The 15,632-nt window shown below is 55.1% G+C and carries 14 protein-coding genes; 9 read left to right on the top strand and 5 right to left on the bottom strand.

Annotated elements, in window-relative coordinates; genetic code table 11:
- Positions 1-2: 2 nt before the first annotated feature.
- Positions 3-1,292, bottom strand: a complete 1,290-nt coding sequence (locus HOL66_06430) for a DUF2336 domain-containing protein (protein ID MBT5243861.1) — start codon at positions 1,290-1,292, stop codon at positions 3-5.
- A gap of 102 nt (positions 1,293-1,394) precedes the next feature.
- Here HOL66_06430 and HOL66_06425 point away from each other — a divergent pair, with 102 nt between their 5' ends.
- From HOL66_06425 to HOL66_06415, 3 genes are all read left to right on the top strand, one after another.
- Complete coding sequence (locus HOL66_06425) at positions 1,395-2,096, top strand: glutathione S-transferase family protein (GenBank protein MBT5243860.1); 702 nt, start codon at positions 1,395-1,397, stop codon at positions 2,094-2,096.
- 63 nt (positions 2,097-2,159) lie between these two features.
- Entirely contained in the window at positions 2,160-3,686 is a 1,527-nt protein-coding gene (locus tag HOL66_06420; GenBank protein ID MBT5243859.1) for a benzoate-CoA ligase family protein, read from the top strand.
- A complete protein-coding gene (locus HOL66_06415; GenBank protein ID MBT5243858.1) occupies positions 3,683-4,126 on the top strand; it encodes a MarR family transcriptional regulator in 444 nt (147 codons plus the stop codon). Before HOL66_06420 ends, HOL66_06415 begins: the two co-directional genes overlap by 4 nt.
- On the opposite strand, the gene hcrB is transcribed toward HOL66_06415, so the two are convergent.
- The 4 genes from hcrB to HOL66_06395 form a co-directional block, all read right to left on the bottom strand.
- Entirely contained in the window at positions 4,107-5,084 is a 978-nt protein-coding gene (hcrB, locus tag HOL66_06410; protein MBT5243857.1) for a 4-hydroxybenzoyl-CoA reductase subunit beta, read from the bottom strand. The two genes, HOL66_06415 and hcrB, sit on opposite strands and share 20 nt — an antisense overlap.
- A complete protein-coding gene (hcrA, locus tag HOL66_06405) occupies positions 5,084-7,405 on the bottom strand; it encodes a 4-hydroxybenzoyl-CoA reductase subunit alpha (protein ID MBT5243856.1) in 2,322 nt (773 codons plus the stop codon). The genes hcrB and hcrA overlap by 1 nt, the downstream gene beginning before the upstream one ends.
- The gene (locus HOL66_06400; GenBank protein ID MBT5243855.1) at positions 7,402-7,875 is read right to left on the bottom strand and encodes a 2Fe-2S iron-sulfur cluster binding domain-containing protein; all 474 of its coding nucleotides are present in this window, start codon (positions 7,873-7,875) and stop codon (positions 7,402-7,404) included. The genes hcrA and HOL66_06400 overlap by 4 nt, the downstream gene beginning before the upstream one ends.
- Positions 7,876-7,956: 81 nt before the next feature.
- Positions 7,957-8,679: an SDR family oxidoreductase gene (locus HOL66_06395; protein MBT5243854.1), complete on the bottom strand. Its 723-nt coding sequence runs from the start codon at positions 8,677-8,679 to the stop codon at positions 7,957-7,959.
- A gap of 164 nt (positions 8,680-8,843) precedes the next feature.
- Between HOL66_06395 and had the strand changes: the two genes are divergently transcribed.
- From had to bcrA, 6 genes are read left to right on the top strand one after another with little or no spacing between them, the layout of a single operon-like run.
- A complete protein-coding gene (gene had / locus HOL66_06390; protein ID MBT5243853.1) occupies positions 8,844-9,911 on the top strand; it encodes a 6-hydroxycyclohex-1-ene-1-carbonyl-CoA dehydrogenase in 1,068 nt (355 codons plus the stop codon).
- A gap of 19 nt (positions 9,912-9,930) precedes the next feature.
- Positions 9,931-11,076, top strand: coding sequence for a 6-oxocyclohex-1-ene-1-carbonyl-CoA hydratase (gene oah / locus HOL66_06385; protein ID MBT5243852.1), 1,146 nt, complete (start codon positions 9,931-9,933; stop codon positions 11,074-11,076).
- Positions 11,069-11,839, top strand: coding sequence for a cyclohexa-1,5-dienecarbonyl-CoA hydratase (locus tag HOL66_06380; protein ID MBT5243851.1), 771 nt, complete (start codon positions 11,069-11,071; stop codon positions 11,837-11,839). Before oah ends, HOL66_06380 begins: the two co-directional genes overlap by 8 nt.
- Before the next feature lie 3 nt (positions 11,840-11,842).
- On the top strand, positions 11,843-13,015 hold the full coding sequence (bcrC, locus tag HOL66_06375) for a benzoyl-CoA reductase subunit C (GenBank protein ID MBT5243850.1): 1,173 nt from the start codon (positions 11,843-11,845) through the stop codon (positions 13,013-13,015).
- Positions 13,012-14,319 (top strand): benzoyl-CoA reductase subunit B, encoded by a 1,308-nt coding sequence (gene bcrB, locus HOL66_06370; protein ID MBT5243849.1) that lies wholly within the window; start codon positions 13,012-13,014, stop codon positions 14,317-14,319. Before bcrC ends, bcrB begins: the two co-directional genes overlap by 4 nt.
- A 12-nt stretch (positions 14,320-14,331) precedes the next feature.
- Positions 14,332-15,630: a benzoyl-CoA reductase subunit A gene (gene bcrA, locus HOL66_06365; protein ID MBT5243848.1), complete on the top strand. Its 1,299-nt coding sequence runs from the start codon at positions 14,332-14,334 to the stop codon at positions 15,628-15,630.
- Positions 15,631-15,632 lie beyond the last annotated feature (2 nt).

Genomic DNA, 15,632 nt, shown 5'->3' with positions numbered 1-15,632 from the left:
CTTTAAAGAAAACTTTCCAGATACCAGTCCATTTCATCTGCGGTGATCGGATAGGCGCCGCTGACGTCGGCCCGTAACATGCTGCCACGCTTGACCCGGCCGATCTGGGATTGCAGTTTTTCAGCCATCTTCATGCTTAGTCCGGCTTTCCAGCTTAACGAAACAACGGCCTTGGCGAGGCCGGTACTGAGCATTTTGGATGCGTCCTCGAAGGGGAACCCGGACATTTTGCCCAGCGCAAAGCGGATATATGTGTTGTCGCCTTCTTCAAGAGCTTGCTCAATGCGCTCTTCGTTTAAGACACCTGCTTCAAAATCTTTCTCGACCCTGATGGACGCCGGTTCGTAAACGTCTTCTGCGGCGTCAACACCACCTTCCATGGTCTCACCGCGGTCAATGCGTTCCTTGACTGTGGCCCGCAAATCTTCAACCACTTCCTTACGCTCGCTGTGGCGTTTCATCAGCAGTTCCATCAGGCTGCCATTGACAAAACGGCCGATGCGCTGGATCGTCATGACCGGCAAATCATCGCGGCTGACCATCAGGTTTTGCAAGCTTTCCTGGGTTTCAGCGTGATCGGAAATTTTCTCGAATGCCCCATCGCTGATCTGTGCCGTATGGTTACCAACGATGTCGTGAATAGCTTCTGTTTGTCCGGTTTCGACAATGGCGTTAACCACCTCGGTGTCGATTTTCGGGCGTCTGGCGACGGCCGCCAGTTTTTTGCTTTTCATGCCGGTGGCGATCAGCTGCAATATATCCTTGCCGCTGAGCAGGGGTGAATATTCAAGGATCGGGGCGGCGACGATGTCTTCCAGATCTTCGGCCAGTTCCCGTATCAGTTCGGTGGGGGCATTTTTCGTATGTTTAAGCTCTTCTGAGACAATAGCCCGGACTCTCGGCAATTCGTCACGGGCCAGGGTGGTCAGAACCCCCATCGCCATGGTTGCCAGTTTCTCATTCTGTTCGGGTTTCAGGTTGGGGATCAGACGACTGATTTTTCGGGCCAGTTCGCAGCGAACGTCTTCTTCGGGGTCACGGGCGAGAATAGCGTCAGCCTGAAAAGGGGTGCCTGCGTTTTCCGCCACTTCCCGGCGCACCTCCGGGGCCTTGTCGGAAGCCAGATAGTAAAGAATTTCCGGCTCCATGTTCTCATGGGCGGCGAGTTTGCTGCGTTCTTCTACGCTGCCTTTACCGGCGATATCGCGGGCTTTTTTATATGCGGGCTTCTTGCCGATGCCGGGTTTGGCTTTGCGCTTGCCTTTGCTTTTTCCAAAAATCCACTTCAGCATCGTCGTTCCCGTTCACGCCCGCTTTTCATCGTTCACTGACCCCGAGATAATGTTAGGATGGCAGCGCTTTCTTAGCAAATTGATATTTACCGGAGCCCGTTCATGTCTGAATTGCAAATTATCAGCGCCACCGTTTGTCCCTATGCCCAGCGCACCCGCATGGTGCTACATGAAAAGGAACTTGATTTCGAGGTGGTCGAAATCGACCTTAAGAACAAACCCGACTGGTTTAATGACGTTTCACCCTACAGCAAGGTTCCGGTGCTGCGCCACGACGGGCGAACCATTTATGAAAGTGCGGTCATCAACGAATATCTGGACGAGGTTTTCCAGTCCCCGCCGATGATGCCTGACGATGCGGCCGGGCGGGCACTTGCAAGAATATGGATTGAATACTGCAACAGTCAGTTTTGCTCTCTTTTCTACAAGGTGCTGTTGTCCCAGGATGCGGTGGAGCAAAAGGAACTGGCCGAAAAATTAATCGGCGTCCTGCATTTTATTGAAAACGAAGGTTTGCAAAAACTTCAGGGTGATGGTGATTACTGGATGGGTGATGCTCCCGGTCTGGTCGATTTTACCTTTTTTCCGTTTTTTGAACGCTTCCCCGCCCTCACCCATTACCGGGGGATATCCATGCCTGAAGAATGCCAACGCCTGATAAACTGGATTGAAGTGATGTCGAAACGGTCTTCGGCTGTGGATACCGGAAACCCGGCCCCGTTTTACATTAAAAATTACAGCCGCTACGCCGATGGCAGCGCCAACGGTGTCACCGCCCGGGAAATGAAAAGTAGGCTTGCTTGACAGAAGCGGGGCAGGGACGGAAAATCGTTCGCTAACCTAACAATTTACCGGGTTAATATGGAAATGAACGCCGCCGATCTTCTGCTTGCTCCGGGACGAGCCGCGTCCGCTGGCGAAAATCCGGCAATCCTCAGTGACGACGTTAGTGTTTCCTATAATCAACTAGAAGCCGCCGCTTGCCAGGCCGCCCATGCGATTGCCGCATTTGGGGTGGAGGTCGGCGACCGGGTTTTGATCATGGCCGATGACCGGCCGGAATTTCTATATGCGTATTTGGGGGCGATGAAAATCGGCGCTGTTCCGGTCGCTCTAAATTTACGTTTTTCGGTTGCCAACCTGACTTTTATTGTTGCCGACAGCGCCTGCAAACTGATCCTGGCCGATGCCGAATTTGTGGAAAATTTCAAGCCGGCAACAGAAGGCGACAACGCACCCGCGCTGGTCGTTTTTGATAAGGAATTTCCGGCCCTGATGGTTGGGCAATCGGATACCTTCCAATCCCGGCACCTGCAACCCGATGATATGGCGTTCTGGATGTACACGTCGGGGACGACTGGCAAGCCGAAGGCGGTTGTTCATTGTCAACGGTGCATTTCCAGTGTTGAGCGATATCTGGGGCCGGTTTTTGGGGTCGGGCCGGGCAGCAAAATATTCTGTACCTCGAAACTGTTTTTCGCTTTTTCCATCGGCCACACCGTGCTGGCCGGTCTTCGTTTAGGGGCGAGTATTGTCCTTCATGCCGGATGGCCGTCGAGTAAATCCATTGCCGCCGTCATTGAACGTCACCGGCCGACGATTGTCTTAAGTGTGCCGACCCTTTATGGCGTCTTGTTACAGGACGGGCTTACCAATGGCGAAGGGTTTGAAGGCGTCAGTCACTTTATTTCGGCGGGTGAACACCTTCCCAGAACCCTGTTTGAAAAATGGCTGGCGGTGACCGGTAATCCCATTTTGCAGGGGATCGGGGCAACGGAAGCACTGGTCATGTTTATTGGCAACAGCCCGGCTGATTATTTGCCAGGGGCAACGGGAAAACCTTATCCGGGGACGGATGTCAGGCTGGTTGGCGAAGATGGTGATGTGATCGAAGAGCCCGGAATTCCTGGTGTCCTTTGGGTTCGCTGCGGTTCACTGGCGCGCGAATACTGGAATCAGGAAGAAAAAACGCAGGCTGCATTCAAAGACGGCTGGTACATCACCGGGGATGTTTTTTTTGTCGATGATGGCGGTTTTTATCATTATCAGGGTCGCGATGATGACATGCTTAAAATTTCCGGTCAGTGGGTCAGCCCGGCCGAAATTGAAAGCCATGTTCTGGCCAACCCCCAGGTTTCTGAGGCGGCAGTGGTCGGGGTCGAAGATGCCAGCGGTTTGGTTCGTTTGGGGCTGTGTCTGGTGCCGCAGGGGCGAAAGACGGATCACGCCGCCCTGGAAGAAGAATTACTGGAAACCCTGGCGGCCAGACTTTCCATCTATAAATGTCCCAGACGGTTCATCTTTATTGATGAAATGCCACGCACCTCCACGGGCAAGATACAACGTTTCAAATTACGCCAGCTGGCTATCGATTTTCTGGAATCAGTATCGTGAAAAAAACACCTGTCGATTGGGGAATGCTTGATGGTCTGGTCGGTTTCCACCTGCGCCGGGCCCAGTCGGTGGTGTTCGATAAATTCATGGATAGTGTGAAAGCGGAAAAAGTCTCGCCCGGCCAGTTCGGGGTGTTGATTTTGATCGCCGAAAATCCCGGCCTCAATCAATCGGGACTGGCCGCTGCTTTGGGAATTGAGCGATCAACCATGGTCGCGGTTATCAATGTGCTGGAGGGTCGGGATTTTGTCAGGCGCACGCAATCGACTGCCGACAGGCGCGCCTATGTGCTGTCGCTGACCAGGCAAGGCAAGAAAATACTGGCTTCGGTCAAGACCAAGGTTAAACATCACGAGCAAAAAATTACCGCTGCTCTTGATGATGGTGAACAAGAAGTTTTGCTCGGTTTGCTCAAAAAGATCAGCGGTCATTCAAGCTAAGGGCTACTTTACGGATCAGATTTGTCGCCACTTTGCGCCGATACCCCGGCGGCGTCATGGTGCTGGTCATCGGCTGGATTTGTTTGGGCAGCAGGGCTGTCAGGATATTCAGGGCTTTCTCGTCAACGCGGTGGCCTGCCAGGGCGTCGGTTCCCGTCAACACAATAGGGCAGGAGTTCAGGCCGGTCAGGGCAACCTTGATTTGTTCAAGTCCTTCAGGCCCCATTTTCATGGCGATGGCGGCGCCGGCTAAAGGAAAATCAAGGCTGTCACGAACCCGCACCTTGGCGTAGCCGGAGCGATAATCCTGAGCTGATGGCAGGTGCACGGCGGTTAGAATTTCGCCCTCGGTCAGCAACAGGTGGGCTGCCCCGTCATCAGTGTATATGTCGTTTAAGGGTACGGTTCTTGAACCTTCGGGCCCGATCATTGTTACGTCCGCATCAAACACCAGCAAGGCCGGGGCCAGATCGCCGCTGAAGGCGGCGAAGCAATGATCTCCCGAAGGGGCCACATGGCACACATCGCCACGGGATTTCAGGCAATAGTCATTGGCGCTGCGCCACCACTCGCTTTGATTATAAAAGATGCAGCGGGTATCCAGGCACAAATTGCCACCCAGTGTGGCGACCTGCCGATGGGTGGCGGCGGCGACGGTGGCTGCGGCCTGGGAAACGGCGTCGAAATTATCGGTAATATCCTGATGATCGATGATCGTCTTTAAGGTGACGCCTGCTCCGAGGATATATCCACCGGCCCCGTCACTTTCAATTTGCTTCATTTCGGCGATATGGGACAAGTCTATCAATGTTTGCGGGGCCTCGATGCCGCGGCGAATATTGACGACAAGGTCGGTGCCACCGGCGATATAGCGGGCACCCGGATTTTGGCTAAAAAGATTAACCGCCTCCTCTATGCTGGCCGGATGAAGGACGCTAAAGTCGGGCATGAACTCCATCAGTCTGCCCCTGCGGTGGCTTGTTTTTTGATCAGTCGTTGAAGCCTGATCTGGCCATCGATAATGCGTTCAGGCGTCAACGGGGTTTCAAAAAGCCGAACCCCGGTTGCGTCGTAAACGGCGTTGGCAATGGCCGGGATGATGCCGGACAGGCACCCTTCGCTGGCTTCTTTTGCGCCGAAGGGTCCATTGGGATCGATGCTTTCGATAATTTTGACTTCGATATCAGGGGACTCGACGATGGTTGGAACCCGGTAATCGAGCATGTTGGAGGTTATCGGCAAACCTTCGTGATAATTGGTTTCTTCGCTGATCGCCTGACCCATGCCCATCCAGACGCCGCCCTGTACTTGTCCTTCGACGGACAGGGGGTTTAGGGCAAAACCAACATCATGGGCGACCCAGATTTTTTCGACAGTGACCCGGCCGGTGACGTCGTCGACGTCGACCTGAGCGGCCAGGGTTGAATAAGAATAGGCCATGGATGGGCCGACACCGGCACCGTGGTATTTGCCGCCCTGGAATTTTTTTGGCACCGTAAAGGTACCCTTGACGGTAATGGTGCCGCTTTCCGTCAACGCCTCAATGACGACATCCTTAAACGGAATGTCAGAGCCCTGCTGACCTGTGACGCGATAGCTCTCGCCCAGGCATTCGACGTCTTCGGGATCGACCTCGAGTTTACGGGCCGCCGCCTTGATCAGGATCACTTTCAGGTTCTCCGCCGCCTCCAGGGCCGCATTGCCAACCATGAAGGTGACGCGTGATGAGTAGGATCCGTTATCTTTTGGGGTTATGCGGCTGTCATTGGCGATCACGGTGAGGCGGTCGAAATCAACCTTCAGGACCTCGCCGACGACCTGCGCCAGGATCGTGGAGGAGCCCTGACCGATATCGGCAGCGCCGGTCAAAATGGTGATGCCGCCATCGAAATCGAGCTTCAGGTTGACCACAGCGTGCGGCTCTCCCGTCCAGTGAACAGGTTTTGCGGCGCCGCTAACGTAGTGGGAACAGGCCATGCCCAGGCCTTTGCCCGCGGGCATCTTGCCGCTCCGTTTTTTCCAGCCGCAGGCCTTCTCCACCCAGTCCAGACACTCGGGCAAACCGTAAGAGGTCACTTCAAGGTCGTTGATGGTGCGGATCGGTGCTTTGAGCAGGTTGGCGCGGCGCAGCGCGAAGGGGTCCAGTCCCAGCTCTTCGGCCATCATGTCGGTGACACTTTCAAAGGCATGGCGGACATCGACGGTGCCGTGGCCGCGCATGGCGCCGCAGGCCGGGGTGTTGGTATACACCCTGAAACCGTTATAGCGGACGGCAGGTATGTCGTAGATGGCGTTCAACAAAGAGCCTGCATACAAAATGGTGACGATGCCGTATCCGGCGAAAGCGCCACCGGTCTGCTCGACCACACAATCACAGGCCGTCATCTTGCCATCGCTGGTCATGCCGATTTTCATCTTCACGCGGGTGCGCGGGCGGCCCCGGTGGGTCAGGAATGTTTCCTCGCGACTAAGTTTCAAACGAACCATGCCACCAGCGGCGCGGGCCAGCAGGCAGGCAATGATTTCAAAATTCAGCGCTTCGGTGCGGGCCCCGAAACCTCCACCGATAAACGGCTTGATAACCCGGACCCGGGATTCATCCATGTCCATGCACTGGGCGACCCGTTTGTGAACATAGAACGGAACCTGGGTCACCGAATGAAGTGTCACCCGGTCGCGCTCGACATCATATTCAGCCAGGGAAGCATGGGGTTCCATGTGGACATGAGTGACCTCGGCGCAGTCAAAGGTCTCCTCGCGGATAATGTCGGCTGTCTCGAAACCTTCATCAACGTCGCCGAATTCGCTATGCACTTCGCGCTCAAGATTGCCGGGTTTGTTTTCATGCAACTGCACCGCATCCTCGGCACGGGCATCGTCGGCGGTGAAGTAACCCGGCAATTCGTTGACCTTGAAGTCAATCAGTTTTAACGCTTTTTCAGCCGTTGCGACGTCGATGGCGGCGATGGCGGCAACCGGTTCCCCGCAGTAGCGCACCTTGTCGCGAGACAGGGGGAATTCGTTCTGGGCAATGGGAATAATTCCGAAAGGTTTGTCGCAATCTTCCCCGGTGATAACGGCGATGACGCCGGGCAGGGCGCGGGCTTTTGATACATCCACATGGATAATCTCGGCGTGCGCGTAAGGACTGCGGAATAGGCGTCCCACGTAGGCATTTTGGTGAATAAAATCGGCGGTGTATTCCGCCTTGCCGGTCACTTTCTCGATGCCGTCGATAAGCGGTGCGCGGCGGCCGATCATGGGCTTCCGGGCGCTCATGGGTTTTTGCCGCCAGCTGCTGTTTGAACGGCTTCGATGATTTTGACGTAGCCTGTGCAACGACAGATGTTGCCGCCAAGGGCGTTTCTGATTTCCGCCTCGTCGGGATTGGGGTTTTTCCTGAGCAAGCCTTCGGCGGCCATAATCATGCCCGGTGTGCAATAGCCGCACTGGCTGCCAAGTTGTTCGTTAAAAGCCTTTTGTAAAGCCGACAGGCGGCCGCCGTCAGAACATCCCTCGATGGTTTCGATGGCGCTTCCCCGGCACGATGTCGCAAGCGACAGGCACGACAGGCGAGGCTCGCCGTCAACCAGAACTGTACAAGCCCCGCACTCGCCACCGTCGCAGCCCAACTTGGCCCCGGTGTGGCCGATGATCTCGCGCAGGTAGTCGACAAGTAAGGTATTGTCGGTAACCGCGTCCTGACGCGGCTGGCCGTTTAGGGTAAGCTCAAGGATTGATTTGGCCATCGCCGTTTCCTGTTAATTGTTCGGGTGCCGAACAATTGTAGTGTATTTCAGTCTCCTCGAAACGACAACCAAAAAATATCCCTAGATATACTGGCCGCCATCAACCTTCAGCACGTCGCCTGTGATCAGGCCGGCGCCTTCTGAAAGCAGGAACAGGACGGCGTAGGCGATATCCTCTGGTGTCGCCAGTTTATCGACGACCCCTTCGGCGCGCGCCTTTTCGAGAACCTCTGGCGGTAATTTTTCGGCCATGTCGGTCATCACCATGCCGGGGGCGACGGCATTGATGGTGACGCCCTTGCGGCCAAATTCCCGGGCTGCGGTTTTTGTCAAGCCGATCAACCCGGCTTTGGCGGCGCTGTAATTAGCCTGACCGAATTTACCGCGCAATCCGTTGATGGAGGTGATGTTGACGATCCGCCCGTAACCGCCCGCCGCCATCAGCGGGGCGCAGACTTTCAGCACATTGAACGCGCCGGTCAGATTAATGTCGATCACCTGTTGCCATTCCTCGGCGCTCATTTTAGCAATTGAGCGGTCGCGTGTGATGCCTGCATTATTGACCAACAACGCGGGTGCTTGGGGCAGGGAGGTGATGGCGTCGTTTACGCCGTTTGCATCGGCGATATCGACGTTATGAATGGGGAAGGGCGCGTTCTGATCACTTTCCAGGTCCAGCCCCTGCACATCGGCCCCGCACTGTAGAAGACTTTCGGCAATAGCCCGGCCGATGCCTCTGGTCGCCCCGGTGACGAGCGCGACCTGACCTGTAAAGTCGAAAGGAAATTTTTGTGGCTTTTTCATATGGGACATTATCCTAAAGCAGTTTTCCACAACACTTAAGGCAATAACCGCAAAAAAGGATGGACGCAATGATAAATACGTATTACGGTGCGTAATTACTGATTAAGGCTTAAATCTCCTGTTTTCTGCTCTTTTTGCTCAAGTTTAGGGGGGCTATTAAATTAATGACCGTTTCTGCCTATCGCTGGATGATGACCGCAGTCGGTGAACCTTTGATCAGGGAACAGTTCGAGGCCTCCCCCCCCGGCCCTGACGATGTCCTGATCGAAATCGCCGGCTGCGGCGTCTGCCATACGGACTTGGGCTATCTTTACGACGGCGTTCGCCTGAACCACGAACTGCCCCTGGCGCTGGGTCATGAAATCAGCGGCCGGGTTGTTGCTGCGGGCGCGGGCGCGGAAGACTGGATGGACAAGGCGGTGATCATCTCCGCCGTCATTCCTTGCGGAACCTGCGATTTGTGTAAACGCGGTAAGGGCACCATCTGCCGCTCTCAACAAATGCCCGGAAACGACATACAGGGCGGATTCGCCTCGCACATTACAGTTCCGGCGCGCGGTCTTTGTGAAGTCGATGAAACGCGCATGGCGGCTCAAGGGATGGCGCTTGCTGATCTTTCGGTCGTCGCCGACGCCGTCACCACACCCTATCAGGCAGCCATCCAGTCGGGCATTGGTGCGGGTGATCTGGCTATCGTCATCGGCATTGGCGGGGTCGGCGGGTACGCGGTTCAGGTTGCTGCCGCCATGGGTGCGACGGTTATCGCTATTGATGTTGATGATGCAAAACTGGAAGCAATATCTGCCTACGGTGCAGCTAAAACCTTTAACGCAAAAGAAATTTCCGGACGCGATCTTAAGAAAGCCATTGGCGCTTTCGCCAAGGAACAGGGATTGCGCTCAACGGAATGGTTCATCTTTGAATGTTCCGGCTCCGCCGCCGGTCAGCAAGCTGCCTACGGGCTTTTGGTGCACGGCGCGACGTTAAGCGTCGTCGGCTTCACCATGGAAAAATCCGAGCTCAGATTGTCCAACCTGATGGCTTTCCACGCCCGGGCGCTGGGAAACTGGGGCTGTACGCCTGACCTTTACCCGGGCGCAATCGATCTCGTCCTCGATGGAAAAATCAAGGTGTTGCCGTTTGTCGAACAACATCCCTTGGCCGATATCAACACCGTTTTCGAGGCCGTTCACAGCCATGAAATGAAGCGACGCGCCATTCTGGTGCCTTAGAAAAAAGCGAGTTATTACCATGTCAGACACAGACGCCATCATTGCCGATACAAAACCCGAAGCCCTCAACGATCACAATCTGGTGCCCGAGGCGGAGACCGTGGTTGAGGGCATTCTTTATGACAAACGCCCGGCCAAACGGGCCAATGGCAGCGTTGTTGATGGTTTGTATAACGTTTGGATTACACTCGATAATCCAAAACAGTTCAATTCCTACACCACCGATATGGTTAAGGGGACGATCCTTGCTTTCAGGCGCGCCTCCGTTGATCGGTCCGTCAATGCCGTGGTCTTTACCGGAACCGGCGACCGCGCTTTTTGCACCGGCGGAAACACCAAGGAATATGCAGAATACTACGCAGGCAACCCGCAGGAATATCGCCAATATATGCGCCTGTTCAATGATTTCGTCTCGGCTATTCTCGGCTGCGACAAGCCGGTTGTTTGCCGGGTCAACGGGATGCGCATCGGCGGCGGCCAGGAAATCGGCATGGCTTGTGATTTCTCTATTGCCCATGACATGTGCAACTTCGGACAAGCCGGACCCAAACATGGTTCTGCGGCCATTGGCGGAGCGACGGATTTCTTGCCGCTGATGATCGGCTGCGAGCAGGCGATGGTGTCGGGCACGTTGTGTGAACCGTTTTCCGCCCATAAGGCGTACCGCTTGGGCATCATCATGCAGGTGGTGCCATCTCTTAAAATCGATGGCGACTTCGTTGCCAACCCCATGGTCGTCACCAACCAGATGGTCGATGAATACGGACGCATCGTTCTGGGCGAGTTCAAAACCGGCGATGATTTCAAGGCTGGCAAGGAACTCATGAAGTCAGGTGAACTGGATTTAAGCCTGCTCGATGCAGAAATCGAAGCCCTGTGCGCCAAGTTGCTTGAAACATTCCCCGAATGCATGACCAAAAGCCTTGAGGAACTTCGTAAACCAAAGCTAAACGCCTGGAACGCCAACAAGGAAAACTCCCGCGCCTGGCTGGCCCTGAACATGATGAACGAGGCGCGCACCGGATTCCGTGCCTTCAACGAAGGGACAAAGGAAACCGGACGTGAAATTGATTTCGTCAAACTGCGTCAAGGACTGGCCCAGGGTGTGCCGTGGACGCCTGAACTGATCGACAGTCTGATGCCGGGGGCTGGTTCGGATGACTGAGGGCGCGCTCAAAGTCTGGCGAGAAAAGGATGACAGGCTGCTGCGCCTACGCCTGAACCGGGCCAAAGCCAACATCATCGACGCCGAAATGATCGTGGCTCTGGACACAGCCATCAGCGATGTCATCGAAAACCCTGACGTCCACGCTGTACTGCTTGATCACGAAGGCCCGCATTTCAGCTTCGGGGCCAGCGTTGAAGAACATATGCCCGATCAATGTGCAGAAATGTTGCGGGCCCTGCATTCCCTGATCAAGAAAATGCTTGTTTGCCCGGCCCCCATAATGGTCGCGGTTGGTGGTCAATGCCTTGGTGGCGGCCTTGAAGTGGCGATGGCCGGTAACATGATGTTTGTCGCCCCGGGTGCCAGTCTCGGCCAACCGGAAGTCAAGCTCGCGGTCTTTGCGCCAGCGGCCAGTTGTTTGTTGCCGCGCCTGGCCGGTCAGCAAGCCGCCGAAGACATGCTTCTGTCAGGGCGCAGTATTTCCGGTGACGAGGCGGTCCGTCTGGGTATCGCCCTGAAGGCTGACGAAGATCCGGAAACTGCGGCACTTGCCTATTTCGATGAGCACTTGGCCGGACTGTCGGCCAGCACCCTGCGCTTTGCGCTGACCGCAGCCCGCCAGAATTTTGCCGAATCCGTCAGTGCCGATCTTGACCGGGTCGAAGCCCTTTATCTTGAAGGTTTGATGAAAAGCGACGATGCGCACGAAGGTCTCAAGGCTTTCGTCGAAAAGCGCAGTCCCCAGTGGAGCCACAGTTAAGCCATGAAAAATACCAGCGACATCATTGAGTATTGTCAGGAACTTTACGAGGACATCGACTTCACAGCCACCCGCAAGTGGAAAGAAGCCGACCCTGCCCGCAAGGTTGTCGGCTACATGCCGGTTTACGTGCCGCGTGAGTTGATGCACGCCGGTGGCATTCTGTCACTGGGCATCCTTGGTGGCGGCGACAACATGGAAGTTATCCACGGTGATGCTTATTACCAAAGCTACATTTGCCGCATTCCCCGTTCGACCATTGAATTGGCGGTAACCAAGCGGCTGGATTTTGTCGATGGCATGTTGTTCCCGTCGATCTGCGATGTTATTCGCAACCTGTCGGGCATGTGGAAGTTGATGATGCCCGATGTGTACGTGCGCTATTTCGACACCCCGCAAAATTTCACAAGCGGCATTGGCGGTGATTATTACGTCAATGAACTGCGCGAGTTGAAAGAAGGCCTGGAAGGCATCATCGGTCGTGAAATAACCGACGATCAAATCAGAGACTCCATCGCCGTTTACAACGAAAACCGGCGGTTGGTGAATGCTGTTTATGATTTCCGCGCCAAGGAACCATGGAAGGCCCCGTCGTGGGAGGTCTACCTGCTGATGCGGGCCGGTATGGTTCTGCCTGTTGAAGAACACTCGCAGTTGATGAGCGATTATCTGGCCGCCGCGGTTTCCGAAAACAAACCCATGCGCGATAATTGCCGCATTATCCTGCAAGGCTCGTTTTGTGAGCAACCGCCGCTCAACTTGATCAAATCGATTGAGCTTTCGGGCTGTTATATCGTCGATGACGACTACATGCTGGTGACCAGATGGCTGCTCGAAGACGTGCCAACCGATGGCGATCCACTGGTTAATTTGTCAGAAGCCTTCATCAAGCATTCGGGCGAAACCGCCGCCAAGTACGTTCCCGACGCAGCCGAAAAAGGCCGGTTCCTGATTGACGCGGTCAGAAACAAGGCGGCCGAAGGGGTCATCTTTGCGGCCCCCAGTTTCTGCGATCCGGCCTTGCTCGACAGGCCGATGATGGCCGGCGCCCTGGGCCGCGCCGAGATCCCTTACATTTCGTTCAAGTACGCCGAAAATTCCGGTCAGATGCAGCCGATTCGCGAACAGGCCGGAACTTTTGCCGACACCATCAAGCTATGGAGTGAAGCATCATGAGCCCCGCAGACATTCAAGAAGACGTGATCAAAGAATCCTCGATGCTGAAGCAGAAGGAGATGATCGCGGCCAATTACGAAAAACTGACCAGTGCGCCTGAGACCGGGCAAAAAGTCGCTTCGACTTATGTTCCGGGCAACCTGAACGAACTGATCATGTGCTTTGACATGCTCAACAACCTGCCTGAAATCAACGCTATTCAGAACGGTATGCGCAAGAAATCGGGAGGCATGATCCAGGACGCCGAAAAGATGGGCCATTCCGAAGATGTCTGCACTTATGTAAAAGCCGACATCGGCAATATGGCCAAAGGCGCCATCGCGCCCAACGGCAAACCGATGCCGGTGCCTGACTTGCTGATGCTGTCCTATACGGGTTGTTTCACGTTCCTGAAATGGTTCGAGTTGTTGCGCGACCAGTACGGTTGTCGCACCGCCATGCTGCACGTTCCTTACGAAGGTGACGGCGTCATCACCAAGAATATGCGTGACTACGTGGTCAAGCAGTTGAAGGAAGATGTGATTCCGACGTTCGAGGAAGTCAGCGGCGTTAAATTCGATATTGACCGGCTGCGCGAGAATTTGGCGAACTCGGCCAAGGCCGAAGATGATTTCGTCTGGGTACTGGAAAGCGCCAAGAATAAACCTTCCCCCATCGATGCCTATTTCGGCGGCGTCTATTATGTCGGTCCCATCTTCACCGCCTTCCGCGGCACCACGGACGCTATTGATTATTACAAAATTCTGCGCGGCGAAATCGAACAACGCATCGCCAATGGTCAGGGCCCGATTACGCCGGAAGGCGAAATGAAGGAAGAAAAATACCGTCTCGTCGTTGAAGGCCCGCCCAACTGGACCAGCTTCCGCGAGTTCTGGAAGATGTTCTACGATGAAGGCGCTGTGGTGGTTTCCAGCACTTATACCAAGGTTGGCGGCGTTTACGATTATGACGGCTTCCGTCACGACCCGGCAAACCCGCTGGAAAGTTTGGCCGACTACTGCCTGGGTTGCTACACCAATCGCAACCTGCCCATGCGCGTCGACATGATCGAGCAGGCCATGGAAGAGTACCAGGCCGACGGCTTCCTGATTAATTCGATCAAGAGCTGCAACAGTTTTTCGGCTGGTCAGTTGATGATGATGCGGGAGGTTGAAAACCGCACCGGCAAGCCCGCCGCCTTCATCGAGACGGATCTTGTCGACCCGCGCTATTTTTCGCCAGCCAACGTCAAGAACCGGCTGGAAAGTTATTTCCAGATGATCGATCAAAAGCGCGCTGGCGGTTCTCCGTCGCGGGCGGCTTAAAGGACAAAAACGATGAAATGTTATATCGGAATTGATTTGGGCTCGACCACCACCAAGGCGGTGTTAATGGACGAAGGGGCCGACATTCTGGGCCGTGGCATCACCAATTCCCGCTCCAACTATGAAACCGCTGCCGCCGTCGCCAAGCAGGAAGCGCGACTGGGGGCAAGGCTGACGCTGTTCCGTCGGGGCCTCACTGAATTGACGGAACTGGAAGGCATCGATGTGTTGATGGCCGACTTGGAACGCTCGATCCGCTGCGAACAGTTCATGGAGCAATTGCAGGATCTTCATGACACCTGCGCCTCACATATAAAAGATGGCGCGAGTGATATCAAAGAGGCGCTGGATGAAGTGTTCGTCCGTTTGGCGGAAGAAAGCCCGGCCCTGTTTACCCGCGAGGCCAAACGAAAATCTGATTTCTTTCGGGATATAGCAGGTTCGCGGGTGATGAAATTGGGCGAGGAAGTGGCAAAGAAACGCGGCGTCAGCTTCGACACGCTGCTCAACCTTTATGACAAATCCATCATCGATGTTGAAAACCGCCCCCCCCAGGGTGGCCTCGGCGAGAAATTCCGTGCCGGTTTGCACAGGCTTCTTGAGGGATCGCCGGAATTTCAAATTGATGAGGAGTTGGCTCAGACTGCCCTTTCAAAAGCGCTTGATGTGGAACTTGAGGAAACCTACGTCGTCGGCACCGGATACGGTAGGGTGACACTGCCGTTTCCGAAAGAGCATATCCGTTCTGAAATCCTCTGCCACGGACTGGGTGCTCATTTGATGTATCCGCATACCCGCACGGTGCTGGATATCGGCGGTCAGGACACCAAGGCCATTCAGGTCGACGCAGAGGGCATTGTCGAAAACTTTCAGATGAATGATCGCTGTGCCGCCGGTTGCGGCCGCTATCTTGGCTACATCGCCGATGAAATGAATATGGGACTGCACGAACTTGGGCCCATGGCCATGAAGTCGACCAAGAACGTGCGCATTAATTCAACCTGTACGGTGTTTGCGGGGGCCGAACTGCGGGACCGTCTGGCCCTTGGCGAGAAGCGCGAGGACATTCTGGCCGGTTTGCACCGGGCTATCATTCTGCGCGCCATGTCGATTATTTCCCGTTCCGGCGGCATCAACGAAGGGGAGTTTACCTTCACAGGTGGCGTCGCCAACAACGGCGCTGCGGTCAAGGAATTGAAGAAGCTGGTCAATGAAAACTACGGCGAAGTGACCATTAATATTGACCCGACCTCCATTTACACAGGCGCGCTTGGGGCTGCGGAATTCGCCCGTCGCGCCGTCATTCATTAAGG

The organism is Rhodospirillaceae bacterium (assembly GCA_018662005.1).
Lineage (GTDB): Bacteria > Pseudomonadota > Alphaproteobacteria > Rhodospirillales > JABHCV01 > JACNJU01.
Note: the sequence above shows the minus strand (reverse complement) of the source record. Positions and strands in the feature narration are given on the sequence as shown.